Annotated in this window: 25 protein-coding genes and 1 pseudogene; 12 read left to right on the top strand and 14 right to left on the bottom strand. The window is 35.6% G+C overall.

Annotated features, from left to right (window positions below):
- Nucleotides 1-44: 44 nt before the first annotated feature.
- From RMO83_RS07090 to RMO83_RS07075, 4 genes are all read right to left on the bottom strand, one after another.
- Nucleotides 45-509 carry a DUF2752 domain-containing protein gene (locus RMO83_RS07090; protein WP_310558978.1) on the bottom strand — a complete coding sequence of 155 codons (465 nt, stop codon included), beginning with the start codon at nt 507-509 and terminating at the stop codon, nt 45-47.
- The gene (locus tag RMO83_RS07085; protein ID WP_310558977.1) at nt 484-867 is read right to left on the bottom strand and encodes a DUF4234 domain-containing protein; all 384 of its coding nucleotides are present in this window, start codon (nt 865-867) and stop codon (nt 484-486) included. Before RMO83_RS07085 ends, RMO83_RS07090 begins: the two co-directional genes overlap by 26 nt.
- Before the next feature lie 69 nt (nt 868-936).
- On the bottom strand, nt 937-1,344 hold the full coding sequence (locus RMO83_RS07080; protein ID WP_310558976.1) for a DUF805 domain-containing protein: 408 nt from the start codon (nt 1,342-1,344) through the stop codon (nt 937-939).
- A 131-nt stretch (nt 1,345-1,475) separates the two neighbouring features.
- A complete protein-coding gene (locus tag RMO83_RS07075; protein WP_310558975.1) occupies nt 1,476-2,420 on the bottom strand; it encodes a 2-hydroxyacid dehydrogenase in 945 nt (314 codons plus the stop codon).
- A 461-nt stretch (nt 2,421-2,881) separates the two neighbouring features.
- Here RMO83_RS07075 and nhaA point away from each other — a divergent pair, with 461 nt between their 5' ends.
- Entirely contained in the window at nt 2,882-4,057 is a 1,176-nt protein-coding gene (gene nhaA / locus RMO83_RS07070) for a Na+/H+ antiporter NhaA (RefSeq protein WP_310558974.1), read from the top strand.
- 75 nt (nt 4,058-4,132) lie between these two features.
- On the opposite strand, the gene proC is transcribed toward nhaA, so the two are convergent.
- The 8 genes from proC to serS form a co-directional block, all read right to left on the bottom strand.
- A complete protein-coding gene (gene proC, locus RMO83_RS07065; RefSeq protein ID WP_310558973.1) occupies nt 4,133-4,909 on the bottom strand; it encodes a pyrroline-5-carboxylate reductase in 777 nt (258 codons plus the stop codon).
- An 11-nt stretch (nt 4,910-4,920) separates the two neighbouring features.
- Complete coding sequence (gene mgtE, locus RMO83_RS07060; RefSeq protein WP_310558972.1) at nt 4,921-6,273, bottom strand: magnesium transporter; 1,353 nt, start codon at nt 6,271-6,273, stop codon at nt 4,921-4,923.
- Nucleotides 6,263-7,042 (bottom strand): 16S rRNA (adenine(1518)-N(6)/adenine(1519)-N(6))-dimethyltransferase RsmA, encoded by a 780-nt coding sequence (gene rsmA, locus RMO83_RS07055; RefSeq protein WP_310558971.1) that lies wholly within the window; start codon nt 7,040-7,042, stop codon nt 6,263-6,265. Before rsmA ends, mgtE begins: the two co-directional genes overlap by 11 nt.
- A gap of 112 nt (nt 7,043-7,154) precedes the next feature.
- A complete protein-coding gene (locus tag RMO83_RS07050) occupies nt 7,155-7,466 on the bottom strand; it encodes a DUF4286 family protein (protein WP_310558970.1) in 312 nt (103 codons plus the stop codon).
- A 51-nt stretch (nt 7,467-7,517) separates the two neighbouring features.
- The gene (locus tag RMO83_RS07045; protein WP_310558969.1) at nt 7,518-9,296 is read right to left on the bottom strand and encodes a tetratricopeptide repeat protein; all 1,779 of its coding nucleotides are present in this window, start codon (nt 9,294-9,296) and stop codon (nt 7,518-7,520) included.
- A gap of 85 nt (nt 9,297-9,381) precedes the next feature.
- The gene (locus RMO83_RS17000) at nt 9,382-9,480 is read right to left on the bottom strand and encodes an NTF2 fold immunity protein (protein ID WP_409025003.1); all 99 of its coding nucleotides are present in this window, start codon (nt 9,478-9,480) and stop codon (nt 9,382-9,384) included.
- Between the two features lie 3 nt (nt 9,481-9,483).
- Nucleotides 9,484-9,756, bottom strand: a complete 273-nt coding sequence (locus tag RMO83_RS07040; protein WP_310558968.1) for a hypothetical protein — start codon at nt 9,754-9,756, stop codon at nt 9,484-9,486.
- Nucleotides 9,757-9,842: 86 nt separating this feature from the next.
- On the bottom strand, nt 9,843-11,114 hold the full coding sequence (gene serS / locus RMO83_RS07035) for a serine--tRNA ligase (protein WP_310558967.1): 1,272 nt from the start codon (nt 11,112-11,114) through the stop codon (nt 9,843-9,845).
- 189 nt (nt 11,115-11,303) lie between these two features.
- Here serS and RMO83_RS07030 point away from each other — a divergent pair, with 189 nt between their 5' ends.
- Nucleotides 11,304-13,223 carry a M1 family aminopeptidase gene (locus RMO83_RS07030; RefSeq protein WP_310558966.1) on the top strand — a complete coding sequence of 640 codons (1,920 nt, stop codon included), beginning with the start codon at nt 11,304-11,306 and terminating at the stop codon, nt 13,221-13,223.
- Between the two features lie 184 nt (nt 13,224-13,407).
- Here the strand turns inward: RMO83_RS07030 and RMO83_RS07025 are convergent, their stop codons facing one another.
- On the bottom strand, nt 13,408-13,827 hold the full coding sequence (locus RMO83_RS07025) for a lipocalin family protein (RefSeq protein ID WP_310558965.1): 420 nt from the start codon (nt 13,825-13,827) through the stop codon (nt 13,408-13,410).
- A gap of 206 nt (nt 13,828-14,033) precedes the next feature.
- On the opposite strand from RMO83_RS07025, the gene metG reads away from it, so the two are divergent.
- From metG to RMO83_RS06995, 6 genes are all read left to right on the top strand, one after another.
- Nucleotides 14,034-16,130, top strand: coding sequence for a methionine--tRNA ligase (metG, locus tag RMO83_RS07020; RefSeq protein WP_310558964.1), 2,097 nt, complete (start codon nt 14,034-14,036; stop codon nt 16,128-16,130).
- Nucleotides 16,131-16,207: 77 nt separating this feature from the next.
- Nucleotides 16,208-16,894 carry an HAD family hydrolase gene (locus RMO83_RS07015; RefSeq protein WP_310558963.1) on the top strand — a complete coding sequence of 229 codons (687 nt, stop codon included), beginning with the start codon at nt 16,208-16,210 and terminating at the stop codon, nt 16,892-16,894.
- A 171-nt stretch (nt 16,895-17,065) separates the two neighbouring features.
- Nucleotides 17,066-18,331: an OmpA family protein gene (locus RMO83_RS07010; protein ID WP_310558962.1), complete on the top strand. Its 1,266-nt coding sequence runs from the start codon at nt 17,066-17,068 to the stop codon at nt 18,329-18,331.
- A gap of 154 nt (nt 18,332-18,485) precedes the next feature.
- Nucleotides 18,486-19,115, top strand: coding sequence for a chloramphenicol acetyltransferase (locus RMO83_RS07005; RefSeq protein ID WP_310558961.1), 630 nt, complete (start codon nt 18,486-18,488; stop codon nt 19,113-19,115).
- Between the two features lie 201 nt (nt 19,116-19,316).
- Nucleotides 19,317-19,832, top strand: a complete 516-nt coding sequence (locus RMO83_RS07000) for a ferritin (protein ID WP_310558960.1) — start codon at nt 19,317-19,319, stop codon at nt 19,830-19,832.
- 136 nt (nt 19,833-19,968) lie between these two features.
- Nucleotides 19,969-20,142 (top strand): hypothetical protein, encoded by a 174-nt coding sequence (locus tag RMO83_RS06995; protein ID WP_310558959.1) that lies wholly within the window; start codon nt 19,969-19,971, stop codon nt 20,140-20,142.
- Between the two features lie 65 nt (nt 20,143-20,207).
- Here the strand turns inward: RMO83_RS06995 and RMO83_RS06990 are convergent, their stop codons facing one another.
- Entirely contained in the window at nt 20,208-20,540 is a 333-nt protein-coding gene (locus RMO83_RS06990) for a single-stranded DNA-binding protein (protein ID WP_310558958.1), read from the bottom strand.
- 182 nt (nt 20,541-20,722) lie between these two features.
- On the opposite strand from RMO83_RS06990, the gene RMO83_RS06985 reads away from it, so the two are divergent.
- The 4 genes and pseudogenes from RMO83_RS06985 to RMO83_RS06970 form a co-directional block, all read left to right on the top strand.
- Complete coding sequence (locus tag RMO83_RS06985; protein WP_310558957.1) at nt 20,723-22,255, top strand: bifunctional GNAT family N-acetyltransferase/carbon-nitrogen hydrolase family protein; 1,533 nt, start codon at nt 20,723-20,725, stop codon at nt 22,253-22,255.
- Nucleotides 22,255-22,803, top strand: a complete 549-nt coding sequence (locus RMO83_RS06980; RefSeq protein WP_310558956.1) for a YfiT family bacillithiol transferase — start codon at nt 22,255-22,257, stop codon at nt 22,801-22,803. Before RMO83_RS06985 ends, RMO83_RS06980 begins: the two co-directional genes overlap by 1 nt.
- 15 nt (nt 22,804-22,818) lie before the next feature.
- Nucleotides 22,819-23,169 carry a hypothetical protein gene (locus tag RMO83_RS06975; protein ID WP_310558955.1) on the top strand — a complete coding sequence of 117 codons (351 nt, stop codon included), beginning with the start codon at nt 22,819-22,821 and terminating at the stop codon, nt 23,167-23,169.
- A gap of 17 nt (nt 23,170-23,186) precedes the next feature.
- Nucleotides 23,187-23,449: pseudogene (locus tag RMO83_RS06970) on the top strand (peptidase M28); the annotation flags it as partial.

Below are 23,449 nucleotides of genomic sequence, written 5' to 3'. Positions count from 1 at the left end.
TTGAGATTGTAGATTTTCAATTCTTTCGATTCTTTCGATTTTTTTTACCTCCAAATCGATTGTTTCAAAATGTCATTCACAGAATTATTATTTATAAAGTAAATGATTCGTATGAAATGATAACATGCTAGAAAGATAGCCAAACTATAGGCAAATTTTTTATTGAATAGCAAGTGATTCAAATATTCTTTTTTTGTTAATAATTCTAACGAAAGCAGTACAATTGTAGCAATGCAAAACGCAACTACAAATGGTCCCAGAATATGATAGTACAAGCTTTTTTGTACATCGCCTTCATATAAAAAGACCAGCGATTTTGTAATTCCACAACCAGGACAAGGAAATCCCGTGAGCATTTTCAAGGGACACAAAGACTGATCCGTTTCGAGATGCGTATTTTGATTGAAAAACAGCAAAAAAAACGGAACCATCAGCGTAATAACTGCGCCAATGATTCCGTAAATTTTACGTCTTGATTTTGTATTAATTGTATAATTTATTGATGTCATTTTGAACAATCATAGCTGCAGCCATTGGAAAGATAAACCCTAAAACAATCAATAATGTTGAATCGTCTTTTTGCGGATAACCAATGCGTTTATACACTTGAGGCAATGCATCTTTACCTGCTAAATAAAAGAAATAGATGTTTACAGGAAAACAACATCCTGCAAAAATAGCTATCGGTTGAGAAATAACTTCTCGTTCGGCCACTGCATTAAGTACTTCGGCCACTTTTATGTTCCAATAGATAAGATACAATCCGCAAGTTATAAAACTTAAGATTAATACTAATACCGGATCAACTTTAAATACAGGTATCGGGTTGTTTGGACGGTTCCAATGTTCGGTTATTGTGTTTTCCATAAATTGATTGTTAAATGGTTAGGGTAAAAATATAAAAATTATTGAAATGATTTAAGTTTCAATTTTTAATTATGCTTCTGTAGTTCCAATTTCATCAATTTCATCAAATTCATTTTTAGGATCTGGACCATATTGATTGGTACCTTGATCTCCTTCTCTACAAGCTAAAATTAGCAACCAAATTGAACCAATCAAAGGGAAAAATAAAATTAAGAGAAACCATCCGCTTTTACCCACATCGTGCAAGCGCCTAATAGCAACAGCAATACCTGGTAGAAATGTTGCTATAGCATAAATTGAGTATATTATGCCATAAGGAAGAGGTTCAAAATTTAAACCTGTAACGCTGTCAATAACTGCGGCGACTATTAAAATTATAAGATTGGCAAGAATATAATACCAATACTCACTTCTTCTAGCTCTACCATTAAAATTTGCGTAGTTTTCGAAAACTACTTTTTTGTACCATTCAATCATAATTAAAAATATTAGCTGATTCCTACTCTTGTGGCTTTTCGGTTACGCCTCGTTTTATGGTTTCTGAACTCCATTGCGTTTGCTAATATAATAATTTTACAGAAAAGTCGTGTTATTAATATGTAAATTTTTTATACCCAAATCGCCTTAATTTTATCAACAATCACTTGTGCCAATCGTTCGTGGCTTTCAAATGTCCAACCCGCGATATGCGGAGATAGAATTACATTTTTTGCTTTTAATAAATATCGAAAAGCTACTGGAGTTTCTTTGTGTGTAAAAAGTGTTTCAAAAGACAACTTTTCATATTCCAAAACGTCTAAACCAGCGCCGAGAACTTTACCGGTTTGCATTGCTTCAACTAAATCAGCCGTGATAATATTTTTCCCTCTTGAAGTATTAATTATCCAAAATGGTTTGGCAAAAGCATTTATAAAATCAGCATTTACCATCTTGTCTGTTTCAGGTGTCCAAGGAATATGAAGACTTAACACATCTGTTTTCTGTTGCAATTCTTCTAAAGAAACTTGTCGCGCATTTTCATCACCCACATTTTCCTGAATGTCGCAGCACAAGACTTCTACCTCAAAACCACGAAGTTTTTTGGCAAAGGATTTTCCCATATTTCCGTAACCAATAATGCCCACGGTTTTCCCATTGAGTTCGTGCCCACGATTTTTTTCTCGGTTCCATTGTCCTGATTTTATTTCGCGGTCGGCTTGATTCAAATTATTAAAAAGCGACAAAATCATTCCCAAAGTATGCTCGGCAACGGCATTTCTATTGCCTTCGGGTGCAGCAATGAGTTGGATGTTTTTGGATAACGCATAATCACAATCAATGCTTTCTAAACCTGCTCCAACTCTGGCTATGAATTGTAAATTTGTGGCTTTGTCTAAAAGTGTTTTGTCAATTTTGAATCGACTGCGGATGACAATTCCTTGATAATCTTGGATTTTGGCTTCAATTTCTTCCTTAGAAGACGTGAAATCTTCGTGATTTATAAATCCAGCTTGCTCCAGTTGCTCCCAAAGCAGTGGATGATTGCTATCGATATGAAGGATTTTGATGTCCATAAAAAGTGTTTCTAATTTAAGCGTATTTATGTATTTCTTTTTTTAAACCACATAGAAAATTCAAATTTATGCAAAAAAAGAGTACATAGGCACTTTGTTTACTCATAGCTATGTGATTCTATGTAAAATCGAAGATTTCTTCATGCTACTTTATAAAATCAATTGTGCTATGTGGTTTGAAAATTTAAATTGTGCTAGTACTCATTCTAAATACAACCTCCCAAAATAACAAAAAAAATGCGGTTTATCGTTTTGTTAAAAGGATTTAGTGTTGCAATTGTTTAAATTTGTATGAGTTTTTTAAACACCGATAAACGCCGATTCGCGTTGCGATAAAACAGCTCAAAACGGATTTTGAAAACTAATTTGAAAAATCAATTCTTTTCAGCGTCTTTGCGAAGCAAATCCGTTGTATCAGCGTCCCTTTTTACAGATATGGATTAAATAAAAAGAATTTAAATATGAAATTAACAAAAACCTTTAAATCCTTTTTTCAAAGTGAAAAAGCAGGTGGACTTATTCTTCTTTTTGTAACTATATTGTCGCTTTACCTTGCCAATTCTCCACTTCAAACCGGATATATTCAATTTTGGGTAATAGAAGTTGGCCACCAATCCATCACGCATTGGATTAACGATGGTTTGATGACAATTTTCTTTCTTTTGATAGGATTGGAATTAGAACGCGAAATATATCTCGGCGAATTATCTAGTATCAAAAATGCGGCTTTACCTATTTTTGGAGCAGTAGGCGGAATGATTGTTCCTGCGGGATTATTTTTATTGTTGAATTTTGGAACCGCAACTCAAAACGGAGCGGGAATACCAATGGCGACAGACATTGCATTTGCTATCGGAATTTTATCGCTTTTAGGCAATCGTGTTCCTGCTTCCTTGAAAATATTTCTAACAGCATTGGCTGTAATCGACGATTTGGGCGCTATTATCGTGATTGCGGTTTTTTACACAACGACGATTACTTTTGTAAATTTAGCCATAGCTTTAGGTATTATGGCTGGTTTGTTCATTCTAAATAGGATGAAGATTCACAACTTGATTCCTTACCTTATTGGCGGAATTGCAATGTGGTATTTTATGCTAAATTCCGGTGTTCACGCTACTATTACTGGGGTTTTACTGGCTTTTGTCATTCCTTTTGGAGATGGAAGCGAGAAATCGCCTTCTTATATTTTACAACATTTTTTACACAAACCGGTGGCATTTGTAATTCTGCCCTTGTTTGCTGTTGCCAATACTTGTATCGCTATTAATTCTGGCTGGCAAGAGGGCTTAACTCATTCTAATTCACTTGGAATTCTCCTTGGACTTATCATTGGAAAACCATTGGGAATCTTTCTTTTTTCTTTCTTAGGCGTGAGTTTGGGACTTTGTGCATTGCCACAAGATTTAAAATGGAAAACCATTATTGGCGCAGGAATGTTGGGAGGAATTGGGTTTACAATGTCCATTTTTATTACGCTTCTTGCCTTTAAAAATGATGGTTCAGCAGTAATTACCTATTCTAAAATCGCTATTTTAATTGCGTCTTTTATTGCAGGAACTTTGGGCTTCTTTTGGCTAAAATTTACTTTAAAGAAAACATCTCTTCAAAAAGCTAAACATAAAACAAAAAAATAATTTGCTTAGTATTAAATACAAAAAAGGGAATTCAGCTAAAACAAAATTCCCTTTTCATAATTTATATTCTAAAATTTACCCTTTAATTTGTTTCAAAGAAGTTTTGATTCCTCTAATTAATGAAGAGCTGAATCCGTGCATTTCCATTTCGTTCAATCCGGCAATCGTACATCCTTGTGGTGTTGTCACTCTATCAATCAATTGTTCCGGATGTATGTTTTCTTCCATAATCATTTCGGCAGCTCCTTTTACGGTTTGTGCTGAAATAGCCAATGCTGTTTTCCAATCAAATCCTATTTCGATTCCCGCTTGCATTGAAGCGCGAATATAACGCAAAGCAAAAGCTGTTCCGCTTGCCGCCAAAACTGTAGCCGCATCCATTAATTTTTCGTCAATAATGGGAGCTGTTCCTAAGTCTTGGAAAAGCGCCACTACATTTTGTGCATTCTCTTTGTCTTTTTCATTGTAAGCAATACACGTGGCCGAAGCGCCAAATTGAGCCGCAATATTGGGCATAATTCGGATGGCGCTGTTTGAATCTCCTATTTTGTTTTGAAGCGCTTCAATCGACAATCCACTTACTGCTGACGCAATAACTTTATTGGAAATTACAGGAAGAATTTCGGCCAAAACGGTGCTTACTTGATACGGTTTTATGGTCAGAATAATAACATCTGCTTCTTGAATATTATGTTTGTTATCCGTAGAAACAGTTACACCCAATTGTTCCAAATACAGAATACTTGAAGTGTTTCTTCTGGTTATAGTGATTTGATTGTCTTTCGAAAATCGAGTTAATCCCAATGCTATGGAAACTCCAAGATTTCCTCCGCCAATAATATGTACTTTCATTTATGTGTATTTTAAAATCCTAAAATCAATCTGGCTATTGTAAAATAAATAAGAATTCCGCAAATATCATTGCTAGTTGTAATAAATGGCCCAGTTGCGAGCGCGGGATCAATCCCAAACTTATCTAATAAAATTGGCACAAATGTCCCGATTAACGAAGCTATAATAATCACTGAAATTAAGGCAATAGTAACGATAATTCCTATTATAATTTCTACGTTCAGTAGAAAATGGCTTCCTAAAAACAAAATGGCGGCCAGAATTACTCCATTCAACAAACTCAGCGAAACTTCTTTTATCAATCGATTGAACAAGGAACCACTCAAGGTGTCGTTTGCCAAACCCTGAACAATAATTGCCGAAGATTGTACACCCACATTTCCTGCCATCGCTGCAATTAACGGTGTAAAAAAGAATAAATTTCCGTGATTGGTCATTGCTCCTCCAAATAATCCGAGTACTTTTACAGAGACAAAACCTCCCAAAAGCGCCAACACCAACCAAGGCAAACGGGCTTTTGTCAACTCTATAATGCTGTCATCGGCTTCAACATCTTGTGAGATACCCGCCGCTAACTGGTAATCCTCTGTTGCTTCGTCCTTGATTACGTCCACAATATCATCGATAGTGATTCGACCGACCAATCTACCGATTTCATCTGTAACGGGAATGGCTTCTAAATCGTATTTTTGCATAATACGCGCCACCTCAACATCTTCGATATAAATATCGACCGAATTTAATTTTTTGATATAGACTTCACTAATAGGTGTTTTTGCAGAAGTAGTTAATAAATCTTTGAGTGACAACCGTCCTAACAATGTATCTTCATCATCAACTACATAAATAGAATGCACTCTGGAGATGTTTTCGGCTTGGATTCTCATTTGCTTGATGCAGGTAAAAACATTCCAATTTTCGTTAACCTTCACCAATTCTTTGTGCATCAAACCCCCAGCAGTATTTTCTGGATAACGCAACAAATCGACAATATCTTTAGCGTGACCTTCATCTTGAAGTTCTGAAATTACTTGGTCTTTCTTTAATTCCGAAAGTTCTGCAATAATATCGGCAGCATCATTAGTCTCAAGTTCGTCTAGTTCCTCCGCAATTTCTTTTGGCGAAAGCCGGTTTAATATTTTTTCCCGTAAATCTTCGTCAAGTTCCAGTAAAATTTCGGCAGTTTTTTCAGAATCTAAAACCTTAAAAAGGTAAATAGCACTTTTGAAACTTAAATCTTCGAGGATTTCAGCAATATCAGCATGGTGCAAATCATTAAGCAAAACTTCAAGTTCCCTTTTGTTTTTGTTCTTGATGTGTTTTTTTAATTCTTTAGAAAATCCTTTGCTGATTTTAAAGTCCATCGGCTTCTATTTTTTGTGTAAGTTCAATAAATTGTTCAACATTAAGTTGTTCAGGACGAAGGTTAAAAACTTCGTTTTCTCTTAAACTATCGGACAAATTTAGTGTTTTTAAACTATTTCTCAATGTTTTTCTGCGCTGCTGGAAAGCAGTTTTCACTACTGTGAAAAATAACTTTTCGCCACAAGGCAAGCTAAAATTTTCTTTTCTACGCAAACGCAAAACCCCAGATTTTACTTTTGGAGGAGGAATAAAAACGTGTTCATCAACCGTGAATAAGTATTCGGCATTATAAAAAGCCTGAACTAAAACCGATAGAATTCCATAGGTTTTACTTCCTTTTTTCTCGCAAATGCGTTCAGCAACTTCTTTCTGGAACATTCCTGCAAATTCAGGAATTTGGTTGCGCAATTCTAATGTTCGGAAGACAATTTGAGTGGAAATATTATAGGGAAAATTTCCAATTATGGCGAATTGCTTGCCACCAAAAACTTCGTTTACATCGTATTTCAAGAAATCTTTAGAAATGATTTTTCCGTGTAATTTTGGATAATTAGCGTCCAAATAATCCACCGATTCAGTGTCAATTTCGATAACATAAGTTGTAATAGGTTTTTCCAATAAATATTTGGTCAAAACGCCCATTCCTGGTCCAATTTCCAATACATCTTCGTAGCCTTCTAGATTTAAAGTGTCGGCAATATTTTGTGCTACGCTTTCGTCTTTCAAAAAATGTTGTCCGAGGTGTTTTTTGGCTTTTACTTTTTCCATATTGTCATTGCGAGGCTCTACGCCATCCCGCTTATTCTTAAGTTTATTTTACCGCAAAGACGCGAAGGCGCAAAGTGATTAATGATTTTGAAATGAACACTGAATACTAAAACTAATGCTCACTTATCAACTCCAATTCTGTTCTAAAAGAAAGCATTTTATCTCCAAATAATTTAAGTGCTTCGTTACGTAGAGCCGGTGCATTTTCCAAGTAATATCTTTGTAAAGTTTCCTTGCTGTCGGCTGTGTATTGAACAGAATATGTGGTTCCACCCATTTCTTCTTCGATTAAAACTCGAACCATTCTTGCCGAAGAGAATTTTCCTGTGGCTAGCATTTCTGGAATATGTTTGTGCTGCATCCAAATCATCCATTTTTCATGAACGCTTTCGTGTATGTTTGTGGTAACGTTGTAAATGATCATTAAGGTCTTGGGTTTTAGGCGCTGGGTATTAGATTAAAATCCTCATTTCGATTACAAATTCTTATCTCCTCGCAATAGTCGGTATTCTTTTCGAGCATCGACAAAATAAATACTGTCCTGATGATTGAAAATTATTTTCTCGTAAAGCGGTTTTGCCTTTTCGGGTTGTTGTAACTTATTGTTATACATTTCTGCCGAAAAATAAAGCGCTTCGTCAATATAAATTCCCTCGCTGTGTTGTGCAATAATATTTTGATATTGGCTTAAAGCCAAGTTATATTCGCCTTGTTTTTCGTAAAGTTGCCCTAAACGCAACAAAGTTACTGCCTCAATGTCTTGCCCTTTGAAGCTTTTTAAAATCGACTGAAATTGTGAAATTGCTTCCAGATTTCTATTTTGATACAGCAGATAATCCCCTTTGGAAAACTGTTTCAAGGCCGTTTGTGTCGAATCGGCAACGGTGTTGTCACTGATTAAAAGGAAATATTCTAAAGCATCATTGGCAATTAGCTGTGTACTTGCCGATTTCAATTCCTTAAATTGCTTCGAAGCCCATACAAAATCTCCCTGAAAATAACTGGTTTTGGCTGCCTTCAAACTTGCTTCGTGCGCCATAACATCATTTTTTAAATTCTCTTCAATTTGGGAATAATAAAGTAATGCCTGATTGAATTTTTCTTCGAAAAGCAAAATATCAGCCAACTCCATTTTGGCCTGAGCCGCTTCATATTCACTCAATTGCAATTCGAGCGCTTTCATAATTATGGATTTTCCTTCCTCAGGTTTTTTTAAATTAAAAGTTACAAAATGCGCCTGAATCAGTTGTAAAGATAGCGTAAATGGACTTATTCCATATTCGGTCAACAAATTGGACAATTCCGTGTTGATGGCAGCAAAATCCTTTTGCTGTGCCTTGTCAATTTTCATTTCAATCAAATAAGAAGTGGCTTGAATGAGCAATTTTAAATCTTTGGTGTTTTCCAAAACAAAGCCCAAAATTTCTTTTGCAGCTTCAGAATCATCTTCCTCGATGGCGAGTTGCCCTAAATTTATAATGCTCGAAAGTGATTCGGGATTGCGCTTGTAAACTGCTTTTTCCTGAATGAAGGCTTTTCCAAACTCTTTTTGCTGGACATAAAACCAGCTCAAATATTGATTCCAAAAAACATCCTGATTCTTTTGGGCTCTAGTAATTAATGATTTTCGCAAGATTTCGTTGAAGTTTTCATCGCCTTCTTCGACCATAAAACGAGCCAGTTGATTTTGGATTTGAATTGAATTTTGAGGATTAGCAAAAGCTTCGTCCAAAAAGGTGGTAATCATCATTTCAGAGTTGCCCAATTGGCCGTACAGCTGTGCCATTTGATAATTGAAATTTAACTTTGGATCAATGATTATTGCCGTTTGATAGGATTTCAAGGCGTATTCCAACAAAACTTTTCTCTCGAAAGAATTCGAAATGCTGTACACTTCTGTTGGGTTTTTCTTGATTCGGTCGATAGACTCATCGTAGTACTTTTTTGCGGAAGCCTCGTTCTTTTGCAACTGGAAATTATACCCCAATTCGACCAAAAGAATACCCTGTTTGTATTTATCCAATCGCGCTTGAATAGCTTTTTCGGCAACATCAAACTGCTGCAATTGCTGGTAGCAATCTATCATTTTTTGAAAATATTGGGAGTTGGACGGCGTTGCTTTTAATAATTCTTCAAAACTGATTTTGGCTTTTTCAAAATCGCCTTTATCGAAATAATACTGCGCCAATTGCTCGTTTTGCGAAAAACAAACTAAGGAGAAAAACAGGGCGATATGTAGAAAAAGTTTTTTCATTGATTTCGAATTATTATTTAACCATATAAGGCATTTAAGGGCATATAAGTATTAGTCTAAAAAATATTGGAATTAAATCTGACAGTTATTTTCCGTGGGTTATTTTTAAAACTTGAGCGTTTTTAGCATCAATAATAATTAAAAAAGTTCCTCCCTTACTTCCCTTTGGCAAAGTTCCTGAAATTACCTAATAGTTTTTTATTAAATATTTTTCGTAAGGCCTTTGTTCTTCAATATTTACTTTCCCAAAAACATCAAAAAGAATGGCTTCTGCAATTTTTATTGCTGTACTACTGTTTTTTACTATTAACTCATTGTAGTCGATAATAATATTTTCTGGTTTTTCTTTTAAAACCGCATTTAATTCTTCTATTGCATATTTTTCACCCAAATGAGTTCTATTATTTTGGGCAAAAGAATTAATTGTAATAGCCAAAAAAATTACGATTAAATATTTCATAAGTCTTTTTTATGATATGAACATTTCAAAACCATTAATTTATACAAACACTTAAATGACCTTAAATACCTTATATGGTAAAATTTTTAATCAATAATATCAAAACCACAATAGCTTCTTAAAACCTCAGGAATTACAATGCCTTCTGCGGTTTGGTAATTTTCCAAAATTCCTGCCAAGACTCTTGGCAAAGCCAATGAACTTCCGTTTAAGGTGTGTGCCAATTGGTTTTTGCCGTCTTTGTCTTTGAAACGCAATTTCAAACGATTCGCTTGAAAAGTCTCGAAATTAGAAACCGAACTGATTTCTAACCAACGTTCTTGTGCCGTAGAATATACTTCGAAATCATAGGTCAAAGCCGAAGTAAAACCCATATCGCCACCACAAAGACGCAAAATTCTATATGGTAATTTCAATTCCTGCAAAATGCTTTTTACGTGTTCGACCATTCCTTCCAAAGCTGCGTAGGATTTATCAGGATGTTCTACTCGCACAATTTCCACTTTATCAAACTGGTGCAAACGATTCAATCCACGAACGTGAGCGCCATAAGAACCGGCTTCACGACGGAAACAAGGTGTGTAAGCCGTAGTTAAAATGGGCAATTCGTTTTCGTTTAAAATGACATCACGAAACAAATTCGTCACAGGAACTTCTGCCGTTGGAATCAGATATAAATTATCGGTGGCGTCGTGGTACATTTGCCCTTCTTTGTCTGGCAATTGTCCCGTTCCATAAGCCGAAGCTTCGTTGACCATATGCGGTACTTGAACTTCGTTGTAACCTGCAGCGGTATTTTTATCTAAAAAATAATTGATTAAGGCACGTTGCAACTTGGCTCCTTTTCCTTTGTAAACCGGAAATCCTGCGCCAGTTATTTTGTTTCCCAATTCAAAATCGATGATGTCGTATTTCTTGACCAATTCCCAGTGCGGTTGCGCGCCTTCGTGCAAAACAGGAATTGCGCCTTCTTCAAAAACGTTCAAATTGTCCTCTGGAGTCTTTCCTTCTGGAACAATAGCTGCGGGAAGATTGGGTAAAGTGTATAGTTTTTCCAGCAAATCGGCCGCTAATTGATCGGCAGTTTCTGCCAACGCTTTGCTTTTTTCTTTCAATAAAACCGTTTTTTCTTTCAGGATTGCGGCTTTTGATTTTTCGCCAGCTTTCATCAATTCGCCAATGGCTGCCGATAATTTATTAGATTCTGATAAAATTCCGTCCAATTCCACTTGTACGGCGCGACGGCGTTCATCCAGTTGTACTGCTTCTTCAACAACGCTTGTGGCATCCATATTTCTTTTTGCCAAAGCGGTGATTACTTTTTCCTGATTCTCTCTAATAAATGCAATTTGTAACATATCCTTATCTTTTAAACGCTAACTTTAATTATAACGGTAGCAAATTTAAGGAAATGTTTTTATAAAAAGGGGGAATCAAAAAGTTAAGAACGATTTATAGCGCATTGTTCAATTGTGTTTGCGCTTTTTCTGCTATTATAGATTGCATTTCTAATAGATTACTTATTTTTACCATAAATATTTCAGTCAATGAAAAAAACATTTCTCTTCGGTTTTTTGTTGTTTAAATCTTTTATTTTTTCACAAGACAATCTTGTTTTATTTGAAAAAATGAGAGCTTCTGAAGCTAATTCGGCTTCAAAACTTATGTCGGTAAAAACCAATCCTAATACGGCAAATTATGACATTACCTATCATAAATTAGAATGGAATATCGATCCAGCAATCTATTTTATATCCGGAAAAGTAACGACTACTTATATTGCACTTTCGAATATGACGAGCCTAAATTTCGATTTAACCAACACATTAACAGTAAGTTCTGTGAAAAAAGGGGTTGATAACTTAGTTTTTACACAAACAGCAACCGAATTGCAAATTACTTTACCCACAACTCAACCAAAAGGAACTTCGGAAACGGTAGAAATTTCCTATTCTGGCATACCTTCCACTTCGGGATTTGGATCATTTATACAAGATATTCACGGGACTTCGCCCATTATTTGGACATTGTCAGAACCTTTCGGAGCAATGAATTGGTGGCCTTGCAAGCAAGATTTGAACGATAAAGTAAACAGTATTGATGTGTATATTACTACTCCAAGTCAATATACTAGTGTTTCGAACGGTGTAGAACCCGAGGCGCCCGTTATTAATGGACTGAATAAAACAACTCATTTTCGTCATAATTATCCCATTCCTGCTTATTTAATTTGCGCAGCGGTAACTGATTATGCTGTGTACAGTCAAACAGGTGGAACAACTCCAAATCAATACCCTATTGTCAATTACATTTATCCCGAAAATCTAACTCCAACAGTTCAAAATCAATTGGAGCAAACACCTTTGATATTGAACTTTTACGAAAATTTATTCGAAATCTATCCATTTCATAACGAAAAATACGGTCATGCCCAGTTTGGTTGGGGTGGCGGAATGGAGCATACGACGGTCTCGTTTATGGTTAATTTTAGTCGCAGATTGATTGCTCACGAAATGGCACATCAGTGGTTTGGCGATAAAATAACTTGTGGTACTTGGAAAGATATTTGGCTCAACGAAGGATTTGCCACCTATTTAGCCTCAATGGTTATCGAAAATTTTGACGGGCAAGCGGCTTTCATTGCCGATAAAACCAATATGATTAACTCGATTACTTCGATTTCAAATGGAGCGGTTTATCTAAACGATGCCGAAGCAACTAATGTTAACAGAATTTTTGATGGAAGACTAACTTATTATAAAGGCGCAATGGTTTTGAATATGTTACGATTTAAAATGGGTGACACGCTGTTTTTTCAAGCTTTAAAAAATTATCTATCCGATACCAATTTGGCTTACAAATATGCTGTTACCTCGGATTTGAAAACTCATCTCGAAGCAGTTTATGGCAGTAGTTTAAACGAATTTTTTAACGATTGGATCTATAATCAAGGTTATCCTACTTATGCTATAGCTTTTCAAAATAATTATAATGGAACGGTTTCTATCGGAGTCAATCAAACACAATCCGATCCTTCGGTCAGTTTTTTTGAAATGCCAGTTCCTATTCGCGTTTTTGGTGCGGGTGGAGAACAAATGGATTTGGTTGTAAACACTATTTCCAATGGCGAAACTTTTATAAAAAATGTTCCTTTTGTGGTTACAAGCGCGGTATTTGACCCGAATAAAGATTTAATTTCTAAAAATTCTGTGGTTAGCTTATCTACCAATAATCCTAAATTAGAAAGCATTTCTTTATATCCAAACCCTTCAAAAAATAAGATAACACTTCAATTGCCTGCCGGAATTACCGTTGAAAAAACTTTGTTTTACAATTCCTTAGGACAAAAAGTAAAAGAAACTACTTCGGCTACTTCTTGGGATGTGAGTGCTTTTTCGGAAGGAATTTATTTTATGACGCTATTTACAAATGAAGGAACAAAACAAATTCAGTTTGTGAAAAAGTAGTTGTTGATTTGCAAGATTTCCTAGCCCAGATAGAAGTGGAAATCCTTTTGTGCCGGTGTTCGGCACATAAGATTGCAACGTATAGCTGGAATAGCTTCAAGAAAAACGGAAACAACTGTAAAAGTTATTTCCGTTATATACTACATCTTACTATGATTTATAATCTATCGCTACAGCAAATGAATTATCTAATATATACTGAAACAGCACCATTGGCCTGTTTCAATTTTAATTCAGAAAGCGTAAGATTAACTATATCATAAGTTGTAGTTGCACCGTTTATTACCGTTGTTAATTGACTACCTGATTTGGAATAAGTTCCTGAAATAGTTGACAATGCACAAGGGCTTAGGGTAGAACTATAATCTCCTGAAGTTAATGTGTTGTCAATTTTTAGATTGATAAAATCGTGGTCACAGCCACTTTGATTTTGTGGTGCGTCTATTAATGTTTCTACACCATTATTATTTGTACCGATTTTGACAATACCCCATTTGCCTACTATAGGAGCTATTGTGTCCCCAGCATTATCAGTGCTACTGCAAGAAACTGTAAGTAATCCGATACTCAATACTAAGGCAACTAATAAGCTTTTCGTTTTCATACTATTATTTTTTTAAATTAATATGGACAAAATTAGCTGTGTAGGTCTCAAAGAATGTTACATAATTATTGATACTATTTACATTATTATTTTGATGGCTTGGATTATCAAATGAGCTTCTTAAAAAATCTTTACGCTAGTACAAACAAGTCACGACTTGTCCCTACCATAAAAAATCTTATTTTTGCAACAAATCAAATTGAATTATGTTACAGAATCCAAAAAGATATACCATTACGGCGGCGTTGCCTTATACAAACGGACCCATACATATTGGCCATTTAGCGGGTGTTTACGTGCCTTCGGATATTTATTCCAGATATTTAAGATTGCAAGGAAGAGACGTTTTGTTTGTTTGCGGAAGCGATGAACACGGCGTGGCAATTTCGATGAAAGCTAAAAAAGAAGGGGTTACACCTCAGGAAATAATTGATAAATATGATGGAATTATCCGAAAATCGTTCTCAGATTTTGGAATTTCGTTTGATAATTATTCAAGAACTTCGGCCAAGATTCATCACGATACGGCTTCGGAATTTTTTAGAACCTTGTATGACAAAGGTGATTTTATCGAAGAAGTAACCGAGCAATTGTATGATGCGAAAGCAGACCAATTCTTGGCAGACCGTTTTGTTGTTGGAACTTGCCCACGTTGTGGTAACGAAGAAGCCTATGGCGACCAATGCGAAAATTGTGGTTCTACATTAAATGCTACAGATTTGATTAATCCAAAATCGACCATTACGGGAGAAACGCCAATTATGAAATCGACGAAACACTGGTTTTTGCCTTTGGATCGTTATGAAGATTTCTTGAAAGAATGGATACTTGTTGGACATAAAAACGACTGGAAACCCAATGTTTACGGACAGGTAAAATCCTGGATCGACGGTGGATTGGAACCTCGTGCGGTAACGCGTGATCTTGATTGGGGGATTGATGTTCCCGTTGAAGGTGCCGAAGGAAAAAAATTATACGTTTGGTTTGACGCACCGATTGGCTACATTTCTTCTTCGAAAGAATGGGCTGCTAGAGAAGGAAAAGATTGGGAACCGTATTGGAAAGATCAAGATACGAAATTGGTTCACTTCATAGGGAAAGATAATATTGTTTTCCATTGCATTATTTTTCCTGCAATGTTGAAAGCTGAAGGAAGTTATATTTTACCAGATAATGTTCCAGCCAATGAGTTCTTGAATTTGGAAGGAAATAAATTATCGACTTCTAAAAACTGGGCGGTTTGGTTGCACGAATATTTGGAAGAATTTCCAAATCAGCAAGACGTTTTGCGGTATGCGTTGACATCTAATGCGCCTGAAACTAAGGATAACGATTTTACTTGGAAAGATTTTCAGGCGAGAAATAATAATGAATTGGTAGCGATTTTTGGAAACTTCATCAATCGTGTGGTGGTTTTAACCAATAAATATTACGAAGGAATTGTACCAACACCAAATGAATTTTCAGAAGTGGATGAAGCTACTTTGTCCGAATTAAAAGCTTATCCAGCCGTGATTTCGAGTTCGATTGAGCGTTACAGATTCCGTGAAGCTTTGAGCGAATTGATGAATGTTGCCCGATTGGGGAATAAATATCTTGCCGACGAAGAACCTTGGAAAATGATAAAAACCGATCCAGCTCGTGTGCAAACCCAAATGTATGTGGCATTACAAATTGCAGCGGCTTTAAGTTCACTTTGTGAGCCTTTCTTGCCGTTTACCGCTACGAAATTATCCAGAATACTGAAAATTGAAGAAAAAATAGATTGGAAAACAGTTGCTGACAATTCTGATTTAATTCCTGCCGGACACCAAATTGGGGGTCCCGAATTTTCGGGAGAATTGCTTTTTGCCAAAATTGAAGACGAAGAAATCCAAAAACAAATAGACAAATTGGAAGCTACAAAAACCGCCAACAAGGATGAGATTGCTTCCGCCTCGGCGGACGAGTCGTTCCTCGCAATGCCACAAAAAGAATTAATTCAGTTTGACGATTTTGCCAAAATGGACTTACGTGTGGGAACGATTTTGGAAGCCGAGAAAATGCCAAAGGCTAACAAGCTTTTAATCTTAAAAATCGACACTGGAATTGACGTTCGCACGATAGTTTCAGGAATTGCCGAGAGTTTTTCGCCAGAAGAAATCATTGGTAAACGCGTAACTGTTTTGGTGAACTTGGCTCCAAGAAACCTTCGGGGCGTTGAAAGTCAAGGAATGATTTTGATGACCAACAATGCCGCAGGAAAACTGGTTTTTGTAAATCCTGATGCGGATGACGTTGGGAATGGGGAGACGATAAATTAAATTCAACCGCAAATTTGCAAATTTTAATTCAACATAAAAAAGGAATAATTTGCGAATTTGCGGTAAAAACAAATAAAATGAACCTAAAAGTAATTGCCTTCGACGCTGACGACACCTTATTTGTAAACGAACCCTATTTTCAAGAAACAGAACAAAAATTCTGTGGTTTGATGAGCGACTATTTGTCGCATCAAGGGATTTCGCAGGAACTTTTTAAGGTTGAGATTGACAATTTAAAAATCTACGGTTACGGAATCAAAGCTTACACGCTGTCGATGATTGAAGCTGCGATGAAAATTTCGAATAATACAATTCCTGTTGAAGTCGTTGAGAAAATAATAAATTACGGAAAAGAACTACTAGAAAAACCTATTGAATTATTAGATGGTGTTGAAGAAACCTTACAAGCTTTGCACGGAAAATACAAATTAGTTGTTGCCACCAAAGGCGATTTATTGGACCAACGCAGAAAATTGCACAATTCCGGGTTAGGACATTATTTTCACCATATTGAAGTAATGGCCGACAAACAGGAAAAAGATTATTCGGATTTATTGAAACGTTTGGAGATACAGCCCGAAGAATTTTTTATGATTGGTAACTCCTTAAAATCTGATGTTTTACCGGTTTTGGCTCTTGGCGGATACGCTGTTCATATTCCGTTTCACACCACTTGGGCTCACGAAAGAATCGATTATAAAGTGGAACACAAAAACTTCTACACCTTCGAAAAGATGACCGATGTTTTATTAAAATTGCAATAACAAGTATGTTTCATTGTTTATCAATTATCAAGCCTATCATTTTCAATGGCTTAAACCACATATTTACCCATAACTTATAGAATTAAAGCTAATCCTTTCATAATTAACTGATTTAAATTATATATCGAACAACACAATGTAGTTTTGTCGAGAATTTAAAATTATGAAATTATGAAAAAAGTATTACTTACATTAGTTTTTGCATTCGCTATAAATACATTAAGCGCGCAAAATGAAAAGATTGAAACCAAACCTACTGGTTTTAATCAATGGTCAGTTGAAATATCTGGTGGTTTTAATAAACCTCAACGACCTATGACTACTGGTTATTACACAACCGTAGTTAGTCCATACACCGTCGATTTGGGTATTCGATACATGTTCAACAACAAATTTGGTTTAAAAGGAGATTTTGGCTTTAACAGTTTTACCGAAGAAGAAGGATCTATGCCTTTTGATACTAAATATTACAGAGCAGATTTACAAGGTGTGGTTAATTTAGGGAGAATTATGAGTTTTGAAACTTGGACAAAAACCTTTGGTTTGTTAGGTCATGCTGGTTTTGGTCTATCATTCTTAGAAAGAAAAGATCCTACTTATTTAAAAGACAGAATGGGAAATTTCATGGTAGGTGTAACCGGTCAAATCAAACTTACTGATAGAATTGCCCTAACAGGAGATTTCACAACTATTACCAATGCAAAACAAAATGTCGCATTTGATGGTGAAAGTAAGGCTAGCATCTTAGGATTCAACGGAAGTCTTTTTACAGGAACTGCAGGTATAACTGTTTACTTGGGCAGCAACGTCAAACATGCTGACTGGACAGTGGACAATGAAGATAGATTTGATGCGATTGACGCAAGATTTATGGCTATTGAAAGCAAAATGCAAGATACCGATAAAGATGGTGTTGCAGATTATTTAGATGAGGAAGAAAACACTCCTGCCGGTTCAATGGTTGACACTAAAGGACGCTCTCTTGACAAAAACAATAATGGTGTCCCAGACGAAACAGAAGCTTATGTCTTGAAAAATTATGCCGCTAATACTAGTACTACCAATTCTCCACTTTTATCAAATAACGAATTGATTAGAAGTTTAATCAATGGTGGTTATGTGGCTGTATATTTTGACTTCGATAAGTCTAAACCAACGAATGTTTCAACTGAAGGTATAGATTTTATGTTGACTTACTTAAGAAACAATCCAACAGCTTCAATTGATATTGTTGGTCACGCAGACGAAATAGGAAGATCTGCCTACAACGACAAATTGTCTAATGCAAGAGCTGACAATGTGAAAAATACTTTAGTGAAAGCTAATATTGAGGCATCTAGATTGAATATTATTGCTGCTGGCGAAGACACATCAGTAGATATTGATTCAGAAAATGCTAGAAAATTAGTAAGACGAGTTACTTTTAGAGTTAAATAAATCGCTCTTTTTGCCCCAGAAAAAGCCCTAAAGGAAATTTCCTTTAGGGCTTTTTTATATTGTGACACGAGAAAATTTGAATAGACATAAAAAGCAAGTGAACAAAAATTAAAAGAATTGATTTACTTTTGAAAAATAAATAATTAGTAAAAAAGTGAAAGCACTATTAGACATAGAAAATTGGAACCGAAAAGAACACTTCTTATTCTTTAAACAGATGGAAGAACCATTTTTCGGGATTACAACAACTATAGATTGCACAAAAGGATACGAAACCGCAAAACAATTGGGAACTTCATTTTTTGTGTTTTATTTGCACAAAACTATTACCGCCGTTAATGCGATTGAATCTTTTCGGTATAGGATAATTGAAGACGCTATTTATATTTATGACACAATAGATGTATCGGCTACGATACTGCGTGAAGACAAGACTTTTGGATTTTCGTTAATTGAATACTCCAATGATTTTGATGTTTTTGCTACCAATACATTCCAGGAAATCGACAGAATAAAACACACACCCGGACTTTTTACAAGAGAATTTAAAGAAATAAACGTAATCCATTTTTCGGCTATTCCGTGGGTCAATTTCACTTCACTCTCTCACGCCAGAAGTTCTACTTTTCCGGATAGTTGCCCGAAAGTATCTTTTGGAAAAATGATGATTGACAGTGATGGAAAAAGAACGATGTCAATGTCTATTCATGCGCATCACGGATTAATGGATGGTTATCATGTGGGGCAATTTGTAGATTGCTTTCAGGAATTGATGAACGGATAAGGAGTGTTCAGTAATCAGCACCTAGTATTCAGTTTTTGTGGTAGAAAAATTGAACAGCCGCAAATCAAACAAATCAGTGATGAAAACTTCTGTACCTGAAAATGAAACAAATAATATGAAAAATTACAATAATTTAAATTTTCTAATAGCTTGTATCTGCTTTGAATTATTTTATTTAAATTTGCTTAAAACTCTATTATTATGCTATCAAAAAACATAGAAATCGCTTTAAACAAACAAATTCGCATTGAGGCCGAGTCTTCACAAATCTATTTGTCTATGGCTTGCTGGGCTGAAGTTAACGGACTCGAGGGTATCGCAAAGTTTATGTATGCACAATCAGACGAAGAACGCCTGCATATGCTCAAATTAATAAAATATGTGAACGAACGCGGAGGTCACGCACAAATTACAGATTTAAACGCCCCGAATACATCTTACGAAACTTTTAAAGGAATGTTTGAAGCATTATACCACCACGAACTTTTTGTTTCAAATTCAATTAATGAATTGGTTCACATCACTTTTGAAGAAAAGGATTATGCCACACATAACTTCTTGCAATGGTATGTTGCCGAACAAATTGAAGAAGAAGCGACTGCCAAAACCATTTTAGACAAAATCAATTTGATTGGAGATGACAAAGGTGGACTCTATTTATTCGATAGAGATATCCAATTAATTGCAGTTGCTGCCGGTACTACTGCTCCAAAATAATTCCAACTTTTACAAGAATGATTAATGCCTCAAAGAATTCAAATTTCATTGAGGCATTAATTTTATAAACCCCTAAAAGTTATTTAGAATAAATAAAAATAACATATCTTTGTATTGGTTTTAATTCATTTACAAAATGAGCACTAAAGAGAAGGAAAAAGAAAAAAAGAAGAAAAAGAAAAAAGACACTCTTGACAAAATCAAGAACGCAGAAAAATGCAAGTCTAGATGTTGTGATAAATACAAAAAAGGCGAAAAGAAACGTTGTGATAATTGCCCAATGTTTGATTTAAAGAAAAAAGTGTCCTAATTAAAAATACAAATGCCCTCCGATTGAGAGGGCATTTTATTTGTTATACTATAAACGATAGCTGCTTATTTTCCCAAAAGCAAGACTTCATTAGCAACTACTTCGGTAATATAGCGTTTTTCTCCATTTTTATCGTCGTAACTTCTATGAGTTAATTTTCCCTCAACTGCGATTTGAAGCCCTTTTGTTACATATTTTTCAATAATGTCTGCGGTTCTTCCCCAGGCCACAACTTTGTGCCATTCTGTTTGTTCAACTTTTTCTCCTTTGTCATTTTTATAACTATCGTTTGTGGCGATGGTTATATTGGCTACTTTTTTTCCTCCATCAAAAGATTTGATTTCTGGGTCGTTACCTACGTTTCCGATTAACTGTACTGTGTTTTTCATTGCATTCATGGCGTGTAAAATTTAAATTGTTTATATAAGTTATGTTGAATGACTCGTTCAAATCAACAGTGCAAAGATGTGACAGCTCAAAAACTTTATTCGGTTGATAACTATTTACTTTCGGTTGTAACTATTTGTAACCGTTTGTAAATGGAAATATATTTGCTATATTTGTTGAATATCAAAAAGTTATGCAAACAAAAATAAAGAAAGTAGTACTGCGAAATTTGCAAATTGAAGACTACAAGGAGCTAAAAAAATCAATGAAAATGGCATATCCCGAGATGGGAAATTCGCATTGGGAAGTGAAAGACATTGAAATTTTACTGGAGCTTTTCCCCGAAGGGCAACTTGTGGTTTTGGCAGACGGAAAAGTGGTTGGTGCCGCTTTGTCTTTAATTCTTGACGAAGTTTTGGTGAATAAAAATCCCAATTATGCCAAAATAACAGGTAACTATACATTCTCGACTCACAATTCAGAAGGCGAAATTTTATATGGAATTGATGTATTTATTCATCCGGAGTATAGAGGTTTGCGCCTAGGAAGACGATTGTATGATGCCCGAAAAGAATTGTGCGAACAACTCAATCTAAAATCCATCGTATTTGCGGGCAGAATTCCAAACTACAACGAACACTCCAAAAAACTAACTCCCAAAAAATACATCGATAAAGTAAAACGAAAAGAATTGCACGATCCAGTGCTTTCCTTTCAGTTGAGTAATGATTTTCACGTGATGCGGATTATGAAAAACTATCTTGAAGGCGATATAGATTCGAAAGAGTTTGCCGTTTTATTGGAATGGAACAACATTTATTATGATGAAAGTCCGCAATTAATAAACACCCAAAAAAGTGTTATCCGACTTGGATTAATCCAATGGCAAATGCGCTCCTTGTCCAACTTAGAGGCTTTGTTCGAACAAGCCGAGTTTTTTATTGATGCCGTTTCAGGTTACAAAAGTGATTTTGCCGTATTTCCCGAATTATTCATTGCCCCATTAATGGCAGATTACAATCATTTATCGGAATCCGAAGCCATCAGAGAACTGGCTAAATATGCTGACCCAATTCGCAAAAAATTTCAAGAATTTGCCATTTCATATAACATTAATATCATTTCTGGGAGTATGCCTTATATGGAAAATGGCTCCTTGTACAATGTTGGATTTCTCTGCAAAAGAGACGGAACATCCGAGATGTATTATAAAATTCACATCACTCCTAATGAAGTCTTGCATTGGGGAATGGAAGGAGGTTCGGAAATTAAAACTTTCGACACTGATTGCGGGAAAATAGGTATTATGATTTGCTATGATGTTGAATTCCCAGAACTATCACGACTCCTGGCAGACGAGCAAATGAAGATTTTATTTGTGCCTTTTTTGACCGATACCCAAAGCGGTTACACCCGAGTACGACACTGTTCGCAAGCTCGTGCTATAGAAAACGAATGTTATGTTGCCATTGCAGGATGTGTGGGCAATCTTCCAAAGGTAAATAATATGGACATTCAGTATGCGCAAACCGCTGTGTTTACGCCATCGGATTTTGCTTTTCCAAGTACCGGAATAAAGGCAGAAGCAACTGCAAATACAGAAATGACCTTAATTGTAGATGTCGATTTAGATTTATTAAAAGAACTGCACGAACACGGAAGTGTCCGAATCCTAAAAGACCGACGAACCGATTTATATGAAATTAAACGAGTAAATAAAGCGTAATGAAAAATAATCTAACCCTAGAAAAGCTAAAATTCCCGATAGGAAAATGTCCAAAAGTAGATGATGTATCCAAAAATGATTTAGAAAATTGGATCGCCACAATTGAAGCATTTCCATCCAAAATAAAATCTCTGACCGAAAAACTTTCTGTCGAAGAATTGAATTGGATTTACAGACCAAAAGGATGGAACATCAAACAAGTCGTGCATCATTGCGCCGACAGTCATATAAACAGTTTAATCCGATTCAAACTGGCATTAACCGAAGATGTTCCCACCATAAAACCTTATGAAGAACAACTCTGGGCGGAACTTGCCGATGGCAATTCAGACGATATTTCTTCCTCCATCCAAATCATCGAAGGTATTCACGCGCGATGGGTTTTGCTTTTGAAAAGCCTTAGTTCAACAGAATTAAAACGACAATTTTTTCATCCAGCCAACCTTAAAATATCAAGTTTAGAAGAAACCATTGGCGTGTATGCTTGGCATTGCAACCATCATTTGGCACATATTGAACAAGCTTTATTGCATAAAGGTCAATTTTAATAAAAACGAAAAACTATGGATAAAACCTGCCTAGAATGTGGAGACAAAATTGTAGGTCGCGAAGATAAAAAGTTTTGCAGCGACGGTTGCCGCAACGCCTACAACAACAAAATAAACAAAGACAGCACCAATTTTATGCGCAACGTCAACAACAAATTGCGCAAAAATTACCGCATTCTTTCGGCATTGAATGTCGATGGAAAAGGAAAAACTACCAAATCAAAACTATTAAGCAAAGGATTCGATTTTGAATTTTTTACCAATATTTTGAACACTAATACTGGAAACACCTATTATTTTGTTTACGATCAAGGGTATCGTGTATTAGAAAGCGACTTTTATATGCTTGTTAAAAAAGAATTTTAGAACCCAATTCTACCATTATGAAAAAAAATTATTCCTCCTTAATTTCCCTGATATTTATCGTTGGTATTCTTGGATTACTTTTCGCCACAATGATGCCTCTGTGGACATCCGATGACAATGCTCCGCTTGCAGAGTTTTCGACCAAAAGAGCTTTGGAACAAGTCAAGAACATTTCCCAAAAACCGCATTTTGTGGGTTCCGAAAATCACAATCTAGTCGCCGATTATTTGGTGGAAGAATTACAAAACATAGGTTTGGAAACTTCCATTCAAGAAGGTTT

This window comes from Flavobacterium sp. (genome assembly GCF_031423415.1).
Taxonomy (GTDB): Bacteria; Bacteroidota; Bacteroidia; order Flavobacteriales; family Flavobacteriaceae; genus Flavobacterium.
Note: the sequence above shows the minus strand (reverse complement) of the source record. Positions and strands in the feature narration are given on the sequence as shown.

Bases quoted from the DNA above. Each gene is read 5' to 3' on its own strand.
- RMO83_RS07090 (WP_310558978.1), bottom strand. From the start codon at position 509: ATGACATCAATAAATTATACAATTAATACAAAATCAAGACGTAAAATT.
- RMO83_RS07085 (WP_310558977.1), bottom strand. From the start codon at position 867: ATGGAAAACACAATAACCGAACATTGGAACCGTCCAAACAACCCGATA.
- RMO83_RS07080 (WP_310558976.1), bottom strand. From the start codon at position 1,344: ATGATTGAATGGTACAAAAAAGTAGTTTTCGAAAACTACGCAAATTTT.
- RMO83_RS07075 (WP_310558975.1), bottom strand. From the start codon at position 2,420: ATGGACATCAAAATCCTTCATATCGATAGCAATCATCCACTGCTTTGG.
- nhaA (WP_310558974.1), top strand. From the start codon at position 2,882: ATGAAATTAACAAAAACCTTTAAATCCTTTTTTCAAAGTGAAAAAGCA.
- proC (WP_310558973.1), bottom strand. From the start codon at position 4,909: ATGAAAGTACATATTATTGGCGGAGGAAATCTTGGAGTTTCCATAGCA.
- mgtE (WP_310558972.1), bottom strand. From the start codon at position 6,273: ATGGACTTTAAAATCAGCAAAGGATTTTCTAAAGAATTAAAAAAACAC.
- rsmA (WP_310558971.1), bottom strand. From the start codon at position 7,042: ATGGAAAAAGTAAAAGCCAAAAAACACCTCGGACAACATTTTTTGAAA.
- RMO83_RS07050 (WP_310558970.1), bottom strand. From the start codon at position 7,466: ATGATCATTTACAACGTTACCACAAACATACACGAAAGCGTTCATGAA.
- RMO83_RS07045 (WP_310558969.1), bottom strand. From the start codon at position 9,296: ATGAAAAAACTTTTTCTACATATCGCCCTGTTTTTCTCCTTAGTTTGT.
- RMO83_RS07040 (WP_310558968.1), bottom strand. From the start codon at position 9,756: ATGAAATATTTAATCGTAATTTTTTTGGCTATTACAATTAATTCTTTT.
- serS (WP_310558967.1), bottom strand. From the start codon at position 11,114: ATGTTACAAATTGCATTTATTAGAGAGAATCAGGAAAAAGTAATCACC.
- RMO83_RS07030 (WP_310558966.1), top strand. From the start codon at position 11,304: ATGAAAAAAACATTTCTCTTCGGTTTTTTGTTGTTTAAATCTTTTATT.
- RMO83_RS07025 (WP_310558965.1), bottom strand. From the start codon at position 13,827: ATGAAAACGAAAAGCTTATTAGTTGCCTTAGTATTGAGTATCGGATTA.
- metG (WP_310558964.1), top strand. From the start codon at position 14,034: ATGTTACAGAATCCAAAAAGATATACCATTACGGCGGCGTTGCCTTAT.
- RMO83_RS07015 (WP_310558963.1), top strand. From the start codon at position 16,208: ATGAACCTAAAAGTAATTGCCTTCGACGCTGACGACACCTTATTTGTA.
- RMO83_RS07010 (WP_310558962.1), top strand. From the start codon at position 17,066: ATGAAAAAAGTATTACTTACATTAGTTTTTGCATTCGCTATAAATACA.
- RMO83_RS07000 (WP_310558960.1), top strand. From the start codon at position 19,317: ATGCTATCAAAAAACATAGAAATCGCTTTAAACAAACAAATTCGCATT.
- RMO83_RS06995 (WP_310558959.1), top strand. From the start codon at position 19,969: ATGAGCACTAAAGAGAAGGAAAAAGAAAAAAAGAAGAAAAAGAAAAAA.
- RMO83_RS06990 (WP_310558958.1), bottom strand. From the start codon at position 20,540: ATGAATGCAATGAAAAACACAGTACAGTTAATCGGAAACGTAGGTAAC.
- RMO83_RS06985 (WP_310558957.1), top strand. From the start codon at position 20,723: ATGCAAACAAAAATAAAGAAAGTAGTACTGCGAAATTTGCAAATTGAA.
- RMO83_RS06980 (WP_310558956.1), top strand. From the start codon at position 22,255: ATGAAAAATAATCTAACCCTAGAAAAGCTAAAATTCCCGATAGGAAAA.
- RMO83_RS06975 (WP_310558955.1), top strand. From the start codon at position 22,819: ATGGATAAAACCTGCCTAGAATGTGGAGACAAAATTGTAGGTCGCGAA.